At 69.7% G+C, this 16,059-nt stretch carries 14 protein-coding genes; 7 read left to right on the forward strand and 7 right to left on the reverse strand.

Going from position 1 to position 16,059, the window contains the following annotated elements; translation table 11 throughout:
• The first annotated feature begins 32 nt into the window (after positions 1 to 32).
• The 3 genes from WMF46_RS11775 (at position 33) to WMF46_RS11785 (ending at position 3,280) form a co-directional block, all read left to right on the forward strand.
• Positions 33 to 731 carry an RNA polymerase sigma factor gene (locus tag WMF46_RS11775; protein WP_437985700.1) on the forward strand — a complete coding sequence of 233 codons (699 nt, stop codon included), beginning with the start codon at positions 33 to 35 and terminating at the stop codon, positions 729 to 731.
• Positions 728 to 1,969, forward strand: a complete 1,242-nt coding sequence (locus WMF46_RS11780; RefSeq protein WP_437985701.1) for a FecR domain-containing protein — start codon at positions 728 to 730, stop codon at positions 1,967 to 1,969. Before WMF46_RS11775 ends, WMF46_RS11780 begins: the two co-directional genes overlap by 4 nt.
• A 156-nt stretch (positions 1,970 to 2,125) precedes the next feature.
• A complete protein-coding gene (locus WMF46_RS11785) occupies positions 2,126 to 3,280 on the forward strand; it encodes a hypothetical protein (RefSeq protein WP_437985702.1) in 1,155 nt (384 codons plus the stop codon).
• Positions 3,281 to 3,554: 274 nt separating this feature from the next.
• On the opposite strand, the gene WMF46_RS11790 is transcribed toward WMF46_RS11785, so the two are convergent.
• Positions 3,555 to 4,904 carry an endo-1,4-beta-xylanase gene (locus WMF46_RS11790; RefSeq protein WP_437985703.1) on the reverse strand — a complete coding sequence of 450 codons (1,350 nt, stop codon included), beginning with the start codon at positions 4,902 to 4,904 and terminating at the stop codon, positions 3,555 to 3,557.
• Between the two features lie 378 nt (positions 4,905 to 5,282).
• A complete protein-coding gene (locus tag WMF46_RS11795) occupies positions 5,283 to 5,516 on the reverse strand; it encodes a hypothetical protein (protein WP_437985704.1) in 234 nt (77 codons plus the stop codon).
• Positions 5,517 to 5,681: 165 nt separating this feature from the next.
• Here WMF46_RS11795 and WMF46_RS11800 point away from each other — a divergent pair, with 165 nt between their 5' ends.
• Positions 5,682 to 6,380, forward strand: a complete 699-nt coding sequence (locus tag WMF46_RS11800; protein ID WP_437985705.1) for an alpha/beta hydrolase family protein — start codon at positions 5,682 to 5,684, stop codon at positions 6,378 to 6,380.
• A 203-nt stretch (positions 6,381 to 6,583) separates the two neighbouring features.
• Here the strand turns inward: WMF46_RS11800 and WMF46_RS11805 are convergent, their stop codons facing one another.
• Complete coding sequence (locus tag WMF46_RS11805; RefSeq protein WP_437985706.1) at positions 6,584 to 7,705, reverse strand: hypothetical protein; 1,122 nt, start codon at positions 7,703 to 7,705, stop codon at positions 6,584 to 6,586.
• Positions 7,706 to 8,583: 878 nt separating this feature from the next.
• Here WMF46_RS11805 and WMF46_RS11810 point away from each other — a divergent pair.
• Both WMF46_RS11810 and WMF46_RS11815 read left to right on the forward strand, forming a co-directional pair.
• Entirely contained in the window at positions 8,584 to 9,081 is a 498-nt protein-coding gene (locus WMF46_RS11810) for a hypothetical protein (protein ID WP_437985707.1), read from the forward strand.
• Positions 9,082 to 9,092: 11 nt separating this feature from the next.
• Positions 9,093 to 9,953, forward strand: a complete 861-nt coding sequence (locus tag WMF46_RS11815; RefSeq protein ID WP_437985708.1) for a hypothetical protein — start codon at positions 9,093 to 9,095, stop codon at positions 9,951 to 9,953.
• Between the two features lie 10 nt (positions 9,954 to 9,963).
• Here WMF46_RS11815 and WMF46_RS11820 read toward each other — a convergent pair whose 3' ends face one another.
• The 4 genes from WMF46_RS11820 to WMF46_RS11835 all read right to left on the reverse strand — a co-directional run bounded on the left by WMF46_RS11820 (position 9,964) and on the right by WMF46_RS11835 (position 15,319).
• Entirely contained in the window at positions 9,964 to 10,608 is a 645-nt protein-coding gene (locus WMF46_RS11820; protein WP_437985709.1) for a hypothetical protein, read from the reverse strand.
• A 3-nt stretch (positions 10,609 to 10,611) separates the two neighbouring features.
• Positions 10,612 to 11,001 (reverse strand): hypothetical protein, encoded by a 390-nt coding sequence (locus WMF46_RS11825; protein ID WP_437985710.1) that lies wholly within the window; start codon positions 10,999 to 11,001, stop codon positions 10,612 to 10,614.
• Between the two features lie 293 nt (positions 11,002 to 11,294).
• Positions 11,295 to 14,633 carry a DNA methyltransferase gene (locus tag WMF46_RS11830; protein WP_437985711.1) on the reverse strand — a complete coding sequence of 1,113 codons (3,339 nt, stop codon included), beginning with the start codon at positions 14,631 to 14,633 and terminating at the stop codon, positions 11,295 to 11,297.
• A 65-nt stretch (positions 14,634 to 14,698) separates the two neighbouring features.
• Entirely contained in the window at positions 14,699 to 15,319 is a 621-nt protein-coding gene (locus tag WMF46_RS11835; protein WP_437985712.1) for a glutathione S-transferase family protein, read from the reverse strand.
• 153 nt (positions 15,320 to 15,472) lie between these two features.
• On the opposite strand from WMF46_RS11835, the gene WMF46_RS11840 reads away from it, so the two are divergent.
• The gene (locus WMF46_RS11840; protein ID WP_437985713.1) at positions 15,473 to 16,018 is read left to right on the forward strand and encodes a hypothetical protein; all 546 of its coding nucleotides are present in this window, start codon (positions 15,473 to 15,475) and stop codon (positions 16,016 to 16,018) included.
• Positions 16,019 to 16,059 lie beyond the last annotated feature (41 nt).

Consider the following 16,059-nt stretch of genomic DNA (forward strand, 5'->3'; position numbering starts at 1 on the left):
CAGCCTGCTTTCGGGCGGACCGGCTACTGTGCATGAGCATGGGAACCGCCGAGCCCCACCCCGCCAGCCGCCGGCTCAGGCTCGTCTCCACCCAGGGCGCCGGGGGCCAGCCCTCGCCCGCGCCCGCCAGCGACGAGGAGATCCTGCTCGCCTTCCAGCGGGGTGAACGAGGGATCGGCCTGCGGCTCTACGAGCACCTGCTGCCGGCCGTCGACCGGACCCTGTACCGGATCCTGGGTTGCCGCGAGCAGGACCACGCCGACCTCGTGCAGGGCGCGTTCGAGCAGATCGTGAGCACACTTACCAAACAGCGGTTCGCGGGGGAGTGCAGCCTGGCGGGCTGGGCGTCCGTCATCGCCTGCCACGTCGGGCTGAGCGCGCTGCGCGCCCGCCGGCGCGAGCGGAAGGTCATCGATCGCACGCCGGGGTCGCCGGAGCCTGGCGCCGGGCCCGAGCCGCCCTCGCAGGGCGCCGATCCCGAGCGCGAGGTGAGCGCGCAGCGCGATCTCGAGGCCCTGCGCCGGCACCTCGCCGCGATGGACGGCGACCGCGCGACCGCGCTGCTGCTCCACGCCATGGGCTATTCTCTCAAGGAAATCGCTGACTTGACCGGTGTTTCCGTGGCCGCGGCCCAGTCGCGGCTGTCGCGGGGGCGGCGGGAGCTCCAGGCGCGCTTTGAACCCGAGGCGGCGGCGCGACGCGACCCCGCTGGACCCGAGGAGCCACGATGAAGCAGGACGACGTTGACACCACCCCGGAGGATCGCGCCGCGGCGGCTGGCGTGGACGGCGTGGAGGCCTCGCTGCGGGCGCTGGTAGAGCAGCCGGTGCCGCCGCTGCCCAGGATCCAGGCGAGGTACCTCCAGCAGCGGATCGCCGGCCGCATCGACCAGCTCGTCGCCGACGCGGCGGAGCAGCGCGCCCGCGCCGCCCGGCGGAAGCGGGCCGCCCTGGGCGCGGCGGCGCTGGCGGCCGCCCTGACCGCGGCGGCGGCCGGCGTCTTCGTCGTGGTCCGGCCGCGCGACGCCCCGCCCGCAGCGGCGCAGGTGACGGCGCTCCAGGGCTCGGTCGAGATCGCGGCCGGGGGCGCGACCCGCTCGCCGCCGTCGCTCGCCCTCGTGCCGCTCGCGAGCGACGAGGAGCTCCGGACCGGCGAGGGCGCGCGGGCGAAGGCGTCGCTCGCGACGGGCGCCACCGTCGAGGTCGGGCCCTCGACGCGCGTGAGGTTCGCGCCGGTGGGCGCCGGGCGCGACCGCGCAGGTGACGTCGTCGCCCTCGAGCAGGGCAGGATCGCCGTCGACGTGCCGCCGCTGCCGGCAGGCACGAGCCTGTCGGTGCGCACGTCGGACGCCGTGGTCACGGTGCACGGGACGCGCTTCTCCGTCGAGCGGCGGCCCGTTACCGCGGGAGAGCCGGCCGAGACGCGCGTGTCGGTCGTGGAAGGGCGGGTCGCCGTGCACCGCGGCGAGGTCGAGCGCTTCCTGAGCCCAGGCGAGACGTGGTCGTCCCGCGACGAGGAGCGCCGGTCGGACCGGCCCGCCGAGGGACGCCCGGGCGACGCGCCGGCGCCGCCTCGCGACCCCGGACAGGACAGCGCCGCCGGCGAGGGCGGCAGGGGCGACGGGGCAGGCGAGGGCGGCGCGGGGGAGCCGCGCGCGCCGCGCGACGCGCGCCAGGCCCCGTCGCGCGCCTCGCTCACGGCCGAGAACGAGCTGCTCCAGGGCGCGATGGCGGCGCGGCGGCGCGGGCAGCCGAGGCGGGCGATCGAGCGGCTCGATCTCCTCCTCGGCCGCTACCCGGACTCGCCGCTCGCCGAGATCGCCCGCGTGGAGCGCCTGCGCGCGATCGAGATGCTCGGCGACAAGGACCGGACGGCGGCCGAGGCGCGCCGGTACCTCAAGGACTACCCGCAGGGCTTCGGGCGCGAGGAGGCCACGTCCTCCTCCCGCCCCGGCGGCGCTCGCCCCTGAGCGCCCGCGCGCGGGGCCGTCTCGATTTTTGACGAAACCCTGCCTGCTCCCGGCGCCTCCGGCGACCTTCACTTCATCGAGGAGATCATCGCGCCGGCGATCGGGTTCGCCGGCTGCGCTCCAGGTCGTGCTTGCTTTCCAATTGGGAGGATCCCGATGCGTTCATTCGCGTTGACAGGGTGGTTCTGTGGTGGGCTGTTGTCGCTCGCGGCCTTCGGCTCGGGCTGTTCCCTATCGGGCACAGGAGACGCGGACGGCCGCATCGTCTCCGGGGAAGACTGCGTCCCGTCGGACGACGAGGGCGGCGCGCCGGCGCCGAGCTTCCCGGGATCCGGCATGTCGGGCGCGGGCGATTCCATCACCGCGGACCTCGATCCGCTGTCGTGCGGCGCGAGCGCGCGGGGGGTCCCGGTGGACGGGACCGAGCAGGTCGACTGTTATTACACGAACAACGACCCGACGACCCCGATGGCCTTCGTCGAGCGGGTCGTCGAGATCGCCGAGAGCGAGGAGCTCGTGCACGTGCGGCTGACGCTCAACCCCGCGTTCGTCGACAACACGTATGGCGAGACGGCCATCGGGTGGGGCGACGGCGAGGAGCCCGGCGGCGCGCAGCCTGGCGGCCCGGCGCCCGGCGGCCCGAAGCCCGGTGACGCGCCGAAGCCGAAGGGGCACGGGGGCCACACGTTCAAGGATCTCGTGGGCAGCGACAAGGCCCAGTTCCAGCTGACGAACGGGAAGGGAGAGCTCGTGCTCGACTTCTACGTCGACTACATCTCGGTCGACGAGGCGAGCCCCTCCGGTTATGCGTCGCTCGGCGTGGTCGGCGGAGAGGGCAAGATGCTCCTCGGAGACGCCGGCGCCGTCGTCGCGGCGACCACCTCGCTCGACCGCGATCTCAACGCGTGCGGGTACGGCGCGTACCTCGAAGACTCCCCGGAGACGGACGAGAACTACACCCCCAATTCGGAGACACCGAACTGGGATTACCGCGTTGTCTACGACGTGTGGGTGAGCGCCTCGGCGTTCGGCGCGGCGGGCTTCGGCGACGCGACCATCAGCTATGTGCACGCCTCTCCGAGCAAGTACCCGTCGGACACGGTCACCGTGACGCCGGGGCCGTGCCCCACGCCGACGTGTGAGGGCGACGACCCGCCCGCCGGCGGCGGCGGCAGCGATGCAGGTGAGGATCCGGGTGGAGGCGGGGAATGCAAGGAGTCGGGTGAGGCGTGCACGGCCAGCACGGACTGCTGCTCGGACAGCGACGTGTGCGCTAGCGGCGTGTGCCAGCAGATCGTGATCCCGCAGTGAGCCGGTGATCCCTGGCTCCGGCGCGCCGGCGCGCCGGCGCCAGGGAGGTGCTGACGAGCGAGGTCATGGTCCTCGCATCCGGCCGCCGGAGGGGAGCCCGCGGCGCGAGAGGCCGATCCCCCGAGTTATTCGGGAAGATTCACAGGGAGGCGGGGAGACGGGGAGTGAAATCCCATCAATCTCCCCGTCTCCCCGCCTCCCTGTTCAATTTATTTTCTCTGAAATGTGAACTGGTGGCCCCCCGGCGCCGTGGCCGCCGTGCTCGCGGAGGACGCTACTTGCCCAGCAGGGCGTTCATCACCCTGTTGTAGGTCTCTTTCTTCCCGTACTGGTCGTTGAAGAGCAGCGACTGCGAGCTTTGCCCGTTGCACAGCGCCCCGCTCCAGCTGTTGAGCCACGACCTGCCGTCGTTGATCCCCCAGAAGGTGATGGCGGTGCACTTGGGCTCCTTGAAGCAGACCGCGACAATGTCGTGGTAGTACGTGAGCTGCTCCTCCGCCGTGACCACGCCGCCGCAGCGGTTGATGTCCATCTCGGAGATCAGCACCTCCAGGCCCAGGTCGGTGAAGCGCTTCATGTTCGCCGCCACGTCCGCTCCACCGGCCTCGTTGTTCGGCGGCCCGATGTGCATCTGGAACCCGACGCCGTCGATCGGGACCCCCCGATCGACCATCCCCTTGACCATTTTGTAGACGAACTCGACCTTGTCGTTGCGCGCGTCGATGCTGTAATCGTTGTAATAGAGCTTGGCCTTCGGATCCTGCTCTCTCGCGATCTGGAAGGCGAGGTCGATGTACGATTCCCCGATCTGGTTGTAGAACACCGTGGGCCTCATGCGGGGATTGCCGACCCCGGTGTCGCTGTCGGTCTGGACGGCCTCGTTGACGACGTCCCAGTGGTCGAGCCGGTCCTTGAAGTGCCCCATCACCTGGACGATGTGCCTGCGCATGGCCGCCTCGACGTTGGCCTTCCCGGTCATCGAGCTCATCCAGCCAGGCAGCTGGCTGTGCCACACCAGGGTGTGGCCCTTGACCTTCATGTTGTTCTGGCGCGCCCAGTTCACGATGTTGTCCGCGGAGCCCCAGCTGAAATTCCCAGCGCTGGGCTCGAGCGAGTCCCACTTCATCTCGTTCTCCGCCGTCACGTAGTTGTGCTCGGCGGCGGCGACGCGCTTGTAGTCGTTGTTACCGAGACCACCGCCGGAGATGGCCGCTCCGATCAGCAGCGGGGGGTTCGCCTTCTCACCGGCCTCCCTCAGCGTGCTGGCGCTCGCCGCGGGGACTCTGGGGCTGGCGCCGCCGCCCGTACCATCGCTGCCGCCCGTGCCCTCGCCGCCGGTGCCACCGCCGGTGGTCGCGCCGCCGCCGGTGCCGCTCGTCGCGCCGTTGCTGGCGCTCGTCGTGTCGCCGCTGCCGGTGGTCGCGCCGCTGCTGGCGCTCGTCGTGTCGCCGCTGCCGGTGGTCGCGCCGCTGGGGGTGCCGCTCGTCGTGCCGCCGCTGGTGGTGGTGCCGCCCGTCGCGCCGCCGCTGCCGGTCGTCTCCCCTCCATCGCCGTCACCGCCGTCCGAGCAGCCGGCCGCACACAGGAATGCCGAGAGGAGAAGTGTAAAGGGTGCTGATCTCATGCTCGCATGCTCCAAAGTAAAATGTATTTACTAACTCACGCGACCTGGTGCCTTGATCATCCGCGGGGCCACGTCGCGCGCGGGCGGCACCCGAGGTGGTGCCGAACCGGCAGTATATCGGCCGCTGTCTCCCAAGCATACAGCTTCACGAGGCGGACCCGAAGGATAAGGGGCTCCGGAAGGGAATTCCAGGGCCGTTTGAGAATTTTGACATGGGGATAATGTGCGCCCGAGACCGAGTCGGTAGGGCGCCCCACACGCGGCTCGCCGTGCTCCTGGGGTGCACCTGCTGCTGGGGCGCACCTGCTCCCCGGAACGAGCAGGAGGTCGCCGCAGACCTCGACGATCGCGCGACGAAACGTCCTTTGGCGCCGGCGTTCAGAGGCGGCGGGGAGAGGGGAAAGTGATCTTCACATTCCGGATCTCCTGGCGCGCGGTGGCGTCTCCCGTGCCGGGCCCGCCCACGGCCGTCTCTCCTGTCGTCTGGAGCATGAACCCCATCCCGTCGCCGTCGCCGAGGCGGAAATCGAACGTCGCGGTGAAGGCGTCGGCGGCGAGGGGATGCCGGTAGATGATGGTGCCAGCCTGTTCGTGTCTGGCGTCGGTGAGCACGCCAGACAGCCTGTCGGCATCTCAGAAGGCGTCTCCGTTGAAGATCCACTTCTCCGGCGGTGAGACCATGTCCGCGGCGACGCTCACGGCGCAGGCTGTCCCAGCGGGGCACGTGCCCTCGTGCGTCTCGACGAGCGGCGCCGGTCCATGGCATGGATGGGCCTCATGGCCGAGCGCTCCATCTCGATCCCGATCGTCGATAGCAGCCCTGTCTCGGGCGTGATCCACGTCCCGAGGACGCGGGCGAAGCGCTCCGGCGTGGCCGTCGTCCTTGGCCATGGCGCCGGCAACGACATGAACGCGCCCCTCGTCGTCGACGTCGCCGGGCGGCTCTTGGCGCGCGGGCACACCGTGCTCCGCTTCAATTTCGTCTACAAGGAGCTCGGCCGGAAGGCGCCCGATCGGCAGCCGCTCCTCGAGAAGGCGTTCGAGGCGGCGATCGAGAGGGTGCTCGAGCACGGGCCGGAGCGCCTCGTGATCGGCGGCAAATCGATGGGCGGGCGGATCGCGTCGCTCCTCGCGGCCCGCGGCGTCCGCGCGGACGGGCTGCTGTTCCTGGGCTATCCGCTCCACCCCGCGGGCAAGCGCTCCCCGCTCCGGGACGCGCACCTGCCCGCGATCCCCGGGCCGCTCCTGTTCCTCCAGGGCACGCGCGACCCGCTGTGTGATCTCGCGCTCCTCCGGCCCGTCCTGAAGCGCCTCGGGCAGCGGGCCAGCCTGCACGTGATCGAGGGGGGCGACCACTCGCTCGATCTCCTCAAGTCCGCGGGGCGGACCAGGGAGAGCGTGCTCGAGGAGATCGACCTGGCGATCGACGGTTGGCTGAAGGCGCGGGTCCTCGCCGCGCGCCCGAAGGCGCCGTGACGGCGAGGGCCCGATGCACGGCGCGCCGGCCACGACTACGACCACGTAAACGTCCGGATATAGGAGAACGTGGCCAGAAGCGTGGTGAACGCCTATGGCGTCCGCGGCATGGGCTCAAGAGGACGCTCCACGCCGTGTGATCGGGCCGTCCGCGACGAGCGGCGCGCTCGATGAGCCGCCGTCGTCGCGCTCGCGGCGCGGCGTCAATTGATGATGGCCGGGTCCTCGATCGTGAAGCACTCGACGGACGACGCCGCGTACTTGATCGCGTTGTACCAGAACTGCGAGATCTGGAAGACCTGCGCCGCGGATCTCTCGTAGCAGGGGCTGTTCGGGTCCGTGTACATCTGCGGATTGAGGCACGCGGCCGTCCCGCGCCACTGGCCCGAGTAGGTCACCCACTCGTCCCCGAACGCGACGACATGGCCCTTGCCGATCTCCTCGTGCACCGCGAAGTTGTTCCTGCCGTCGGTGCTGTCGACGGTCGCGGTCGTCGATTTGATCGAGCGCGCGATGTAGGCGCCCACGCTCTGGATGTTCCTGCCGAGCGGCGTATCCTGGTTCCAGGTGCCCACGGCTACGGGGAGATCGCCTCCGAGCGGCAGCGAGCCGCCCCAGCAGTTGCAGTTCGCGCAGCCGCTCCGCGCAGGGTCGATCAGACCGTCGGCATTGAACTGGATGTCCGTGAACGAGAGGAGCTGGTTGGTCGCCGTGATGTCGTGGATGGTGCATCCCTGTCCATTGCACTGATACCCGCTCAGCGCGATGAGGCCGCCGCCGTTGTTGACCCAGTCCTTGAGCGCGTTCACCTCGTCCGGCGAGAACTGCCACGGCTCCCCGTCGTCGTTCTGGGCGCCCTTCGTCACCATCCACTGGAGGAGGATCACGTCGTACTTGGCGAGAAACTCCGCCGTGAGCGTGGGCTTCTCCCGGTTGTAGTTGTCGACCTGGGCCGTGCTCTGCGTGTTGAGCCAATCCTGGAGCGCCGTGGTGCTGTCGCTGCTGCACGGGCCCCAGACGCCTTCGCGGCCGATCGACGCGATGCTGATGCAGGTGCAGTTGCCCGCGTCGTCGCAGGTCGTCTGGTGACCGGCGTCGGGCGGCGGGTCGGCGCCCGGCCCCGTGCTCGTCAGCCCGATCTCGCCGCCGATATCGTCACCGGTGCTGGTGCTGCTGACGCTGCTGCCGCCGGCGCCGCCGCCGCCCTGGCCGGCCGCGCCATTCCCCGTGGTGTTGCCGTTGCCGCCCGATGAACAGGCGATGACGGGCAGCCAGAGCGCTGCGAGCACAGCGCAGCAACGCGTCGCGAAATGAAGTCTTGTCATGATCCATGAGACTATCACTCCCCGCGCCTGGCCGGGAATCCAAAATGGGGGAGGATCTCCACCCGAAGCGCTACAGGCTGCTTGATTTCCAGCTCCAGCCGCGCGAGCTCCCTGCGCGACAGCTCCGGCGTGAGAGTCGCCCCATGCTCTACCGGCCGGACAGGCGCGAGCAACGATACGAGCGTGGCGCTCGACCCTCGCGGTGTCTTGGGCGCAGCCATGCGCACGTGTGGCTGCGGGTGCGTGTGGTGTGGGCGAAAGAAGGAGGTGCTAGCGGAACGGTCGGGAGTGCGGGCGCCGGAAGCGTGCTACGCGGTTTCGTGAGCTCTCGCAGGGCTTGCGTTTGGCACACAGCGTCAGACGTCGACGCGCCGGGTCTGCCGGGAGGATTGAAGCTCTCCCCGGAGGGTGTCGACACCTTGCCGGAGAGTTGAAATTCGATCTGGAGGGTGTCGACAAGGCAGTGGCCGGGCCAGGTCGGAACGGGCGGCCGGATACGCCGGAATACGCAATGCAGGATTCCATCTGGGCGAAATCCTTGGGACGAGCGGCTGTGATGCCCGACCCCGTCTGTGCTTCACGGGCTGCGAGATAGGGCGGCGCTGCCGAGAGCGGGCGGTCGACGCGGCGGCGTGTGACGACGCGAGCTCGTCCCGAAATGTGCCTCGGCTTCGACAGCAATGTCGCTGCGGAGCTCGACGAGACCTGCCGCAAACGTTGCCGCGACCGAGCCAGTCGTTTATGTCTGGGAGGGGCCTCTCTGGGAGGGCAGGCGCTTGCCGGATGCGTTGAGAGGCCGTTCGCGACGCACGCCAAGGTCCAGAGTGTCGTCCCCTCGAGGAGATTTTCTCATGTGGCGCCATGAATTGAGGAACTGGGTGGCTGCCTGGATCACCCGGACGGCGGTTCGGTCGGCATCCACCGTCATCGCCGCTACTGCCGCGGCGCTCGCCGTTGCGGGCTGCACGTTCGGCGATGACCCGCAGAGGGCGCAGCCCATCGTCGGGAACTGGTTCGATCAGCACTGCATCCCAGCGGAGTGCTTGCTCGAATGTTGCCAGGGGTGGAGTTATTCTAGAAAGCCGCTCCTCCACGGAGGACAGTGGTATGGCACTCAGTGCGAGAACGTTCGGAGTAAAAATGCTGCCTATTCGGAGTACGTTTCTCTGATGTTGGACGTCCAGAATTGGTGCACTGAGGACTTTACCTACTTCGAGTCGGGATACTGTGCAGTCGTTGAGCCCCCCGACGTCGTCAAAGAGTTCGGCCCCGATGGACAGCCCGTGTATGCGGGGTTAGGCTTCTTGGTCTGCCCGCCGAGGGGACAGCCAGCGGCGCACCCGATGGAGGATGTGGAGATCCTCCCCGAGGAGTGAGGGGGGTAGTGATGGTCATGCCTGCGCGCATCCTCGCGACCGCCATCATCGTCGCCTCCGCCTTCGTCCGACCCTCGAAGGTCTTTGCCCACGAAGCCCCCTGCACGGCCCCCGAGCCCTTCAACGGGTTCTGGGGCGGTGGGCAGGTTCAAGTGAGAGAGCGCGTGGCGGGAATTCCGCTCCTCGCCACGACACGCTTATGGTACAGGCAGATTCGATACTCTCCCTGCGCCAGCGGGATTCCCGTGTTCCCTCCTGGGGTCGGCGAAGCGAGCATCAGCGTGGGGGTCCCTCTCTTCGACAATCGGCGCGGCGGCTTGCTTCTGCAAATGGTCGCCCGGGGGCAGGGCTCGCAGAGGTCGAACGAACCCGTGAGCGGTGTCATCACGGGCGCACCCGCCACCGCGGGCCACATCAACCTTTGGGAGACCTCGCTGCCGTTGATCCAGCTCACGGGGGCTGTGTCGGCGGCCATTATGCCGCAGTCCTCAGACGTTCCTCTGTCGATTGCGTATTTCGGCGGTGTGCGGTTCTACGCTCTTCATAACAAGCACGCGCAAGCGAACTTGGGGATCATGGTCGGCGGTAAGAATGCTGTCGTCAACGCTGTTCCCTCGCTCGCGGTCCGGGGCAGCGAGCTGGCGATATGGAGTCATAAGGTTGCGATCGGATTAGAGCTCCGCTCACCCATCGAGTTCTCTGGTGGCCCGATACCCGTTCGGTGGCGGCTCTGGGGCGCCTTGACCTTCGCGCTCGACAAGCTGGACGACCACGCGCGCGACACGCAAACGCACCGGCCTTCCTTCGACCTGGTCCGTTCACCCGTCGAAGCCGCCCCACCCACCCAGACGGCCTGGGAGATGACATTGTGATCACCTCCGTTCATTCGGCAGACAGTCCGAATCTTTTGCGGCATCTGCGGAATGTCTCTTGCACCTCGTTGGTCAGGTTGTTCTTTGTTTTAATTGCGCGGTTTTGTTGTGACTGTGAGATTCTGAATTTTTCGTCTTGCGTTAGCTCGTCTTCGTTCAGATGTTCTGGAAAGCCCTCGAATTTTGAGCACTTTTCGAGGCTATTGACGAGAAACTCTCCAACCCCCGCCTCGTCCACGCATGACGCGCTGTATGTCAAGACGAACAGCAAGTTGCTGTGATCTGTGATGGTGCCGCAAACATGGGCATTGGCCAAGGTCTCTCGTGTTATGCATTCCTTTACCTCCTTTTGCAGCGCCTCGACCTTGGCGGTCTTCTCCAATCCGGCGTCGTCCGTCTCTCCCGGAGGAGACGCCGCCGTGGCCGGCGGGATGGCTGTCGGTTTCGCGCGCGCTCTCAATTCTCGTCGGCACGCCGCGAGCGCTCGCTTCACCTCCGCATCAGGGATGGACGCCGCGCTCTTGTCCATGGCTGGAGGTCTGCGCTCCCTCGTCGCCCAGCCGACCAGCACGCCACCACCAAAGACGAGGCCGAGCGCGGCCACCGCGATAAGGAGATGAACCATGAGGTCAGCGCTCTTGGTGCGTTCGCTCATGCGTCAATCTCCCTGAGGCTTCGGTGCCTGCTTCGGCATCGGAGGCAGCTTCGGGGGCGTCTCCGTGCACGTCCAGACGAACTCTTTCAGGCTGCGGAGCAGATCATCTTCGGTGAGCGTCTCACGAACCCGGATCGCGTCCGCGATGAGGCTCGATTCTTCCTTGGTGAGGTCGTTCGAGCGAAGATCCGCGGGAATGTCCGAAAGCGCAGCGCAGCTCTCGAAGTTCTTCTCGATGAGATCGGCAGACCTGGACTTCGGCCCGCACATCAACCCATCCTTGGGCAAAGCCATCAGCGCTTTGAACTGGCGAGCCGCGGCGATGCAAAGCTCAGCGTCGACCAGGATCTCGCCTTTCCTGCACCGTTTTAGCTCCACCGCGAGCTCATCCACGGTGGCCGCTCGTTCGGGAGTGTCTTGTCTCTCTTCCCCCGGAGGAGCCTCGGCCGACGAGGCGGGCGCTCGCGGCTCCGAACGGGCTACCAGTTCTTCTCGACATGCAGCGAGCTCTCGCCGGCCTCTCCGCATCCAGGGATCCGAAGCAGGATCCGCTCCCTTCTCCTTCGCAGGCGGCCTCCGGTCCAGGAGGGACCTGCCGACCAGTACGCCAGAGCCAAAGGCAGGGACGAACAGAAGCGTCGCTCCGAGAACACGAATGGCATACCCCGTTTTCTTGGCGTTCTCCGTCACGACCCGCCCTCTGCTCCAGCCTGCTTCTCCTCCGTGGCGCGCGCCGCGTTCAGCGCGAACAGCCTGTCGATCAATGCGTCCTCGAACGCGCTCCGCGCCTGCCGCTCTCCCGGCGTCGCGGGCTCCGCGTACGGGGGGACCTCTATGCCGTCGAACCTGTAGGCCGCCAGGACGGCCCGGTCCATCTCCTCGTGGAGGGCGCGCAGCTCGACGATGCTCGGTTCCTTGCAGCCTCGGTCCTTGATGAGGTTGTACGTCTCCGTCAGCCCCAGCCGTGACGCCAGCATCCACCGCGCGCGGGCGGCGTAGAGGCGCTCGCCGGCGGCCTCGACGCAGCCGCCCTCGGCGAGGTGGTCCGGGCGAGGGAAGGGGAACGTCTCCACGCAGTCCGACGGCGCGTACCGGAGGCCCTCTCCCATCGTCGAGGAGAGCAGCCGTGCCCACGCCTCGTGCGCGCGCGACTGGAGGACGGCGAAGCGCGCATGGTCGTCGATCGCGAACACACACAGCTGGTCCGAGAACGTCCGGCCCGCGGGCTGGAAGGCGAAGCACAGGTGCTTCGTCACCCGCGCCGCGACGAGGCACCGCTCGATCGGCGCGATCCTGCGCCGGAGCTCAGGCCGCGTGTTGGCGAACTGCCACCAGCGCGCCCGGTGGCCCGCGTCGATGCCGGTGCCCTTCAGGCGATCCCGCGCCGGCTTCACCCGGGTCCGCACGATCGAGAGCAGCGCGGGCCACCGGCCGGCCTCCTCGAGCCCGCGCTCGCCGAAGTCGATCACGTGACGGTGCGGGCTGTGCGAAGGGGACGAGTTGACCTCCTCGCCGCCGAGGAACGGGCGGAGCACCTCGCCGGCCGCAGGATCGCCCGCGAGGAGCGCCTGCGCCTCGCCGTCGGTCAGGACGAAGCCGTCGCCCCGGAGGAAGCAGCCGATGAAGCACAGATCCCGGCTGGCCCCGAGCGGGCGCGGGTCGGGGCGCTCGGGCATCGCGCGCAGGTGCGAGTTGATGTGGCCCACGGGCACGCCGTCGAGCCGCGGCGGCGGCACGCCGTCGCCCGGCGACATGCCCAGCGCGAGGTGCACGACGGCGACGTGGACCGCGGCGTCTCCCGGCCACGGGACGCTGCGCACGGCGTGGTAGATGACCGCGCCCCCCGCCTCGACGAGCGGCCTGAGGCCCGAACGCCGGGTGTCGCCCTGAGCTATCGTGTTCGTGGCGATGAGCCCCACCGTCCCGCGGCGCCCGAGCAGCGCGGCCGCGCGGCGGAAGAAGTGGGCCGCCAGATCGGTGTTCTTCGTGGCGCCGTGCAGCTGCTCGAGCCACGCGGCGTAGAGCTCGCCGTGATCCGTCGAGATCCGCTTCCCGCCCAGGAACGGCGGGTTCCCGACGAACGCGCCGAGCCGCGCCGGCCGCGGCTCGCGGGCGCCGCTGGGCTCGTCCGGGCGCGGCTCCTCGAACACCTCCGGGAGCTCCAGCGGCCAGTGGAACGCAGGCAGCGGCGGGGGCCCCCCGGGCGTCCCCTCGCGGAGCGCCCGCTGCATCGACAGGAGCTCTTCCGAAGGCGGACCGCCGCCTCGGAGCCACGCGATCGCGAGCTCGGCCCGCCGATCGCGCTCCTTCAGCCGGTCACGGTCCTTCTCGTGCGCGAAGAACGCCCCCACGACGAGGTCGCCGAGCAGCCGCGCCCGGGCGATCGCCGCGTCCGCCTCCTCGGCCAGCCGCGCTCGCCGGCGCGCGGCGCCGGCGTCGTCGCCTTCCGGGACGTCCGGCCCTCCCGGGTATCGCAGGCTCGCCGGGAGCTGCGCTTCGTCGCCTTCCGGGACGCCCGGCCCTCCCGGGTTTCGCAGGCTCGCCGGATGCTCCGCCTCCTCGGCGAGCCGCCGCCGCAGCTCGAGCGCCCGCGCCACCGCGACGTCGATCGCTTCGCGAAACGGCGGCGCTGGCGCCGCGGGTTTCCAGTGGAAGCCGCGCAGCTGGGCAAGGTCGAGGCCGACGAGCGAGTCGCCGTGCCGGAGGGCGTGATCGACGAACGTGAACGGCTCGTCCTGCGCGCGCGTCACGAGCCAGAGCGACAGCCTCGCCAGGCTCACCGCGAAGGGGTTCTTGTCGGCGCCGTAGAGGCAGCGCCGCGCGACGAACCGCCGCGCGTGGCTCACGGCGCCCTCGCCCGGCAGGGCGAGCCGCGCCGCCGCCGCCGCGTCGCCGCGCGCGGCCTCGCGCGTCCAGGCGGCCACCACCTGGTCGGCCAGGTACCGGCACGCCTCCATGAGGAACGCGCCGGAGCCCATCGCCGGATCGCAGATCGCGAGCCGGAGGAGCGCCTCGGACGCGGGCTCCTCGCCCAGCTGCCGGAGCAGCGGCTCGAGCGTCCGCGCGACGATCGGCGCGGACAGGCTCCTCGGGGTGTAATGCGAGCTCGTCCGCCGCCGCTCGGCGATCGGCTGGAGGAACAGCCGCCCCGCCCCGAGCACGTCGGTGTCCCTGGCGCGCAGCGGTCCGAGCGCCTCGAGGACGCCGGCCGCTGTCTCCGCGGCGACGAGCGCCCCCCCGAGCCTCGCCGCCTCCCGCCGCGAGATGCCCGCCCGCTCGGCGAGCCACGCCGCCCGCCGCGCCGTCGGCTGCGCGAGCGCCTCGGCCGCGCCCACCCAGACCCTGTCGGGCCGGAGGCACACCGTCGGCCCGGCCGCGCGCTCGACCCGGTAGCCCATGAGCGCCTCGTAGAGGCCGCCGAGCTGCTCGACGTCGATCGCCCGGTACGACAGCGGGCGCCCATCGAGCACGAGGAGCCGCTCGAGCACCGCGTGCACCGTGCCGTCGTCCACCGACGGCGCGCGCGGCGCCGCGGGGTCGTCCAGGGCCGCGTGCTCCAGGAACGGGTATCGCTCGGGGTCGAAGAGCTGCCCTCCCCGCGCCGGCAGGGTCAGCTCGGGGTGGCGGATCCCGTGGAAGACGGCGCGGAACAGCGCGGTGAGCCGCGCCCACGCCCCGAAGCGCCGCCGCAACGCGCCCGGGCGCTCGCCGCGCTCCGCCGCGAGCTGCTGGAACAGCGGGCGCACGCCGAGGTGCGCCGCGTAGTACGGGTCCGAGGCCGGCAGGAGCCCGCGGTCCTCGGCGTGCAGCAGGAACACGAGCCGGAGGATCGCGGTGAGCAGGCCGCCGTGGAGGTGCTCCGGGCCGCGGGCGAGCGCGTCCTCGAGCGCGCTCGCCCCGTCGCGCTCGGCCGCGTCCTCGAAGCCGCGGAGCAGGACACCGAGCGCGTCGAAGGCCCGATCCGCGAGCGCGCCCGCGACGTCTGCCTGCTGCGCCCTGCTGTCCCCGGGGACGGGCTGATCCATGCCGAGCGCCAGGAGTGTACGCGAGCGCCGGGCGCTTTGCTGCAGGTTCTACCTGCGCGCGGCGTTCAGGGCTTGATCTTCGCCGCGAGCGCTCGGGCGACCGCCGGCCTCGCCTTGATCGCCTGCTCCCAGCGCGCGAGGTTCGGATAGGGCTCGATCGCGACCCCCATGCGCGCGGCCCCGGAGATCCACGGAAACGTGGCGATGTCCGCGATCGAGTACTCGTCGGCGAGGTACTCGGACTCGGCGAGGCGGCCGTCGAGCACCTTGTAGATGCGGTCCTGCTCGTTCTGATAGCGCTCGATCGCGTAGGGGATCTTCTCTGGAGCGGCGCTGCGAAAATGGCCGAGCTGGCCGAGCATCGGCCCCACCGCGCCCATCTGGAACATCAGCCACTCGATGACGCGCGACCGGCCCGGCTCGCTCGCGGGCAAGAGCTTGCCCGTCTTCTCGGCGAGGTAGATGAGGATCGCCCCCGACTCGAAGACGGTGACTGGCCCGTTCGGGTGGTCGTGATCCTGCAGCGCGGGGATCTTCCCGTTGGGGTTGATGCGCAGGTACTCCGGCGTCTTCTGGGCGCCGGACCCGATGTCGATGGGCTTGATCTGGTAGGGGAGCCCGAGCTCCTCGAGGAGAATGACGGGCTTGTAGCCGTTCGGCGTGGTCCACGTGTACAGGTCGATCATGTGGTGCTCCCTCCCATCGGCGGTGCCCCCGGCACCCGTCCCGGTAGCCGCGGGCATGGTCCCCGGGTGACCCGCGGAGGTCAAGCGAGGGCTGGGGTCCTCGCGCTCCCCCTCGCGCGGCACGTCGATTTCACCGGAGTGAACCGTCCTCGCATGCCCTTCGAAATCCCGCCGCCGCTGCTCGAACGCCTGCGCGCTCGACGTCTTGAACAACGTCAGCTGCGGGCGACCCGCAGTGCTTCCGGCGCGCCGCGCGAGCAGGCGGGCGGCAACTTCATCGATTCCATTCGACACCTCTTCTCCGGAGCTTCTTCCGTCGATCAGGCGGCCGGGCAGTACGTCGCGGCCATGAACTCTTGGCAGGACGAGGTTGAAGACAAGTACGACGCGTTCTTGCTCGACCCCGGCATGGGACCGATGACCTACCTGACCTCCGACGGCCGCGTTCTCGAGGATCTTCGTGGCTGGGACGGCGATGGGATCGTCGAGGTCGGCGGTTTGCACGCACATTCCGCGCTGATCGCCGGCGCCCGGAAGACGGGCATCGTCGAGCTCCTCGAGCTGATCCCGCAGCCACCTCCGGGGTCGTCGGTCTGCTCGAAGTGCAACGGCAAACGCGTGGCTGAACCGGCCCCCGGATTCGGAATCGAGCTCCCCTGCAACGAGTGCGACGCGCGCGGCTGGATCGATGCTGGCTGACTCCCGGAGTGGCTCCGCGCTCCACGCCTCGCGCGCAGGTC

This window comes from Sorangium sp. So ce117 (genome assembly GCF_051524395.1).
GTDB classification, from domain to species: domain Bacteria; phylum Myxococcota_A; class Polyangia; order Polyangiales; family Polyangiaceae; genus Sorangium; species Sorangium cellulosum_B.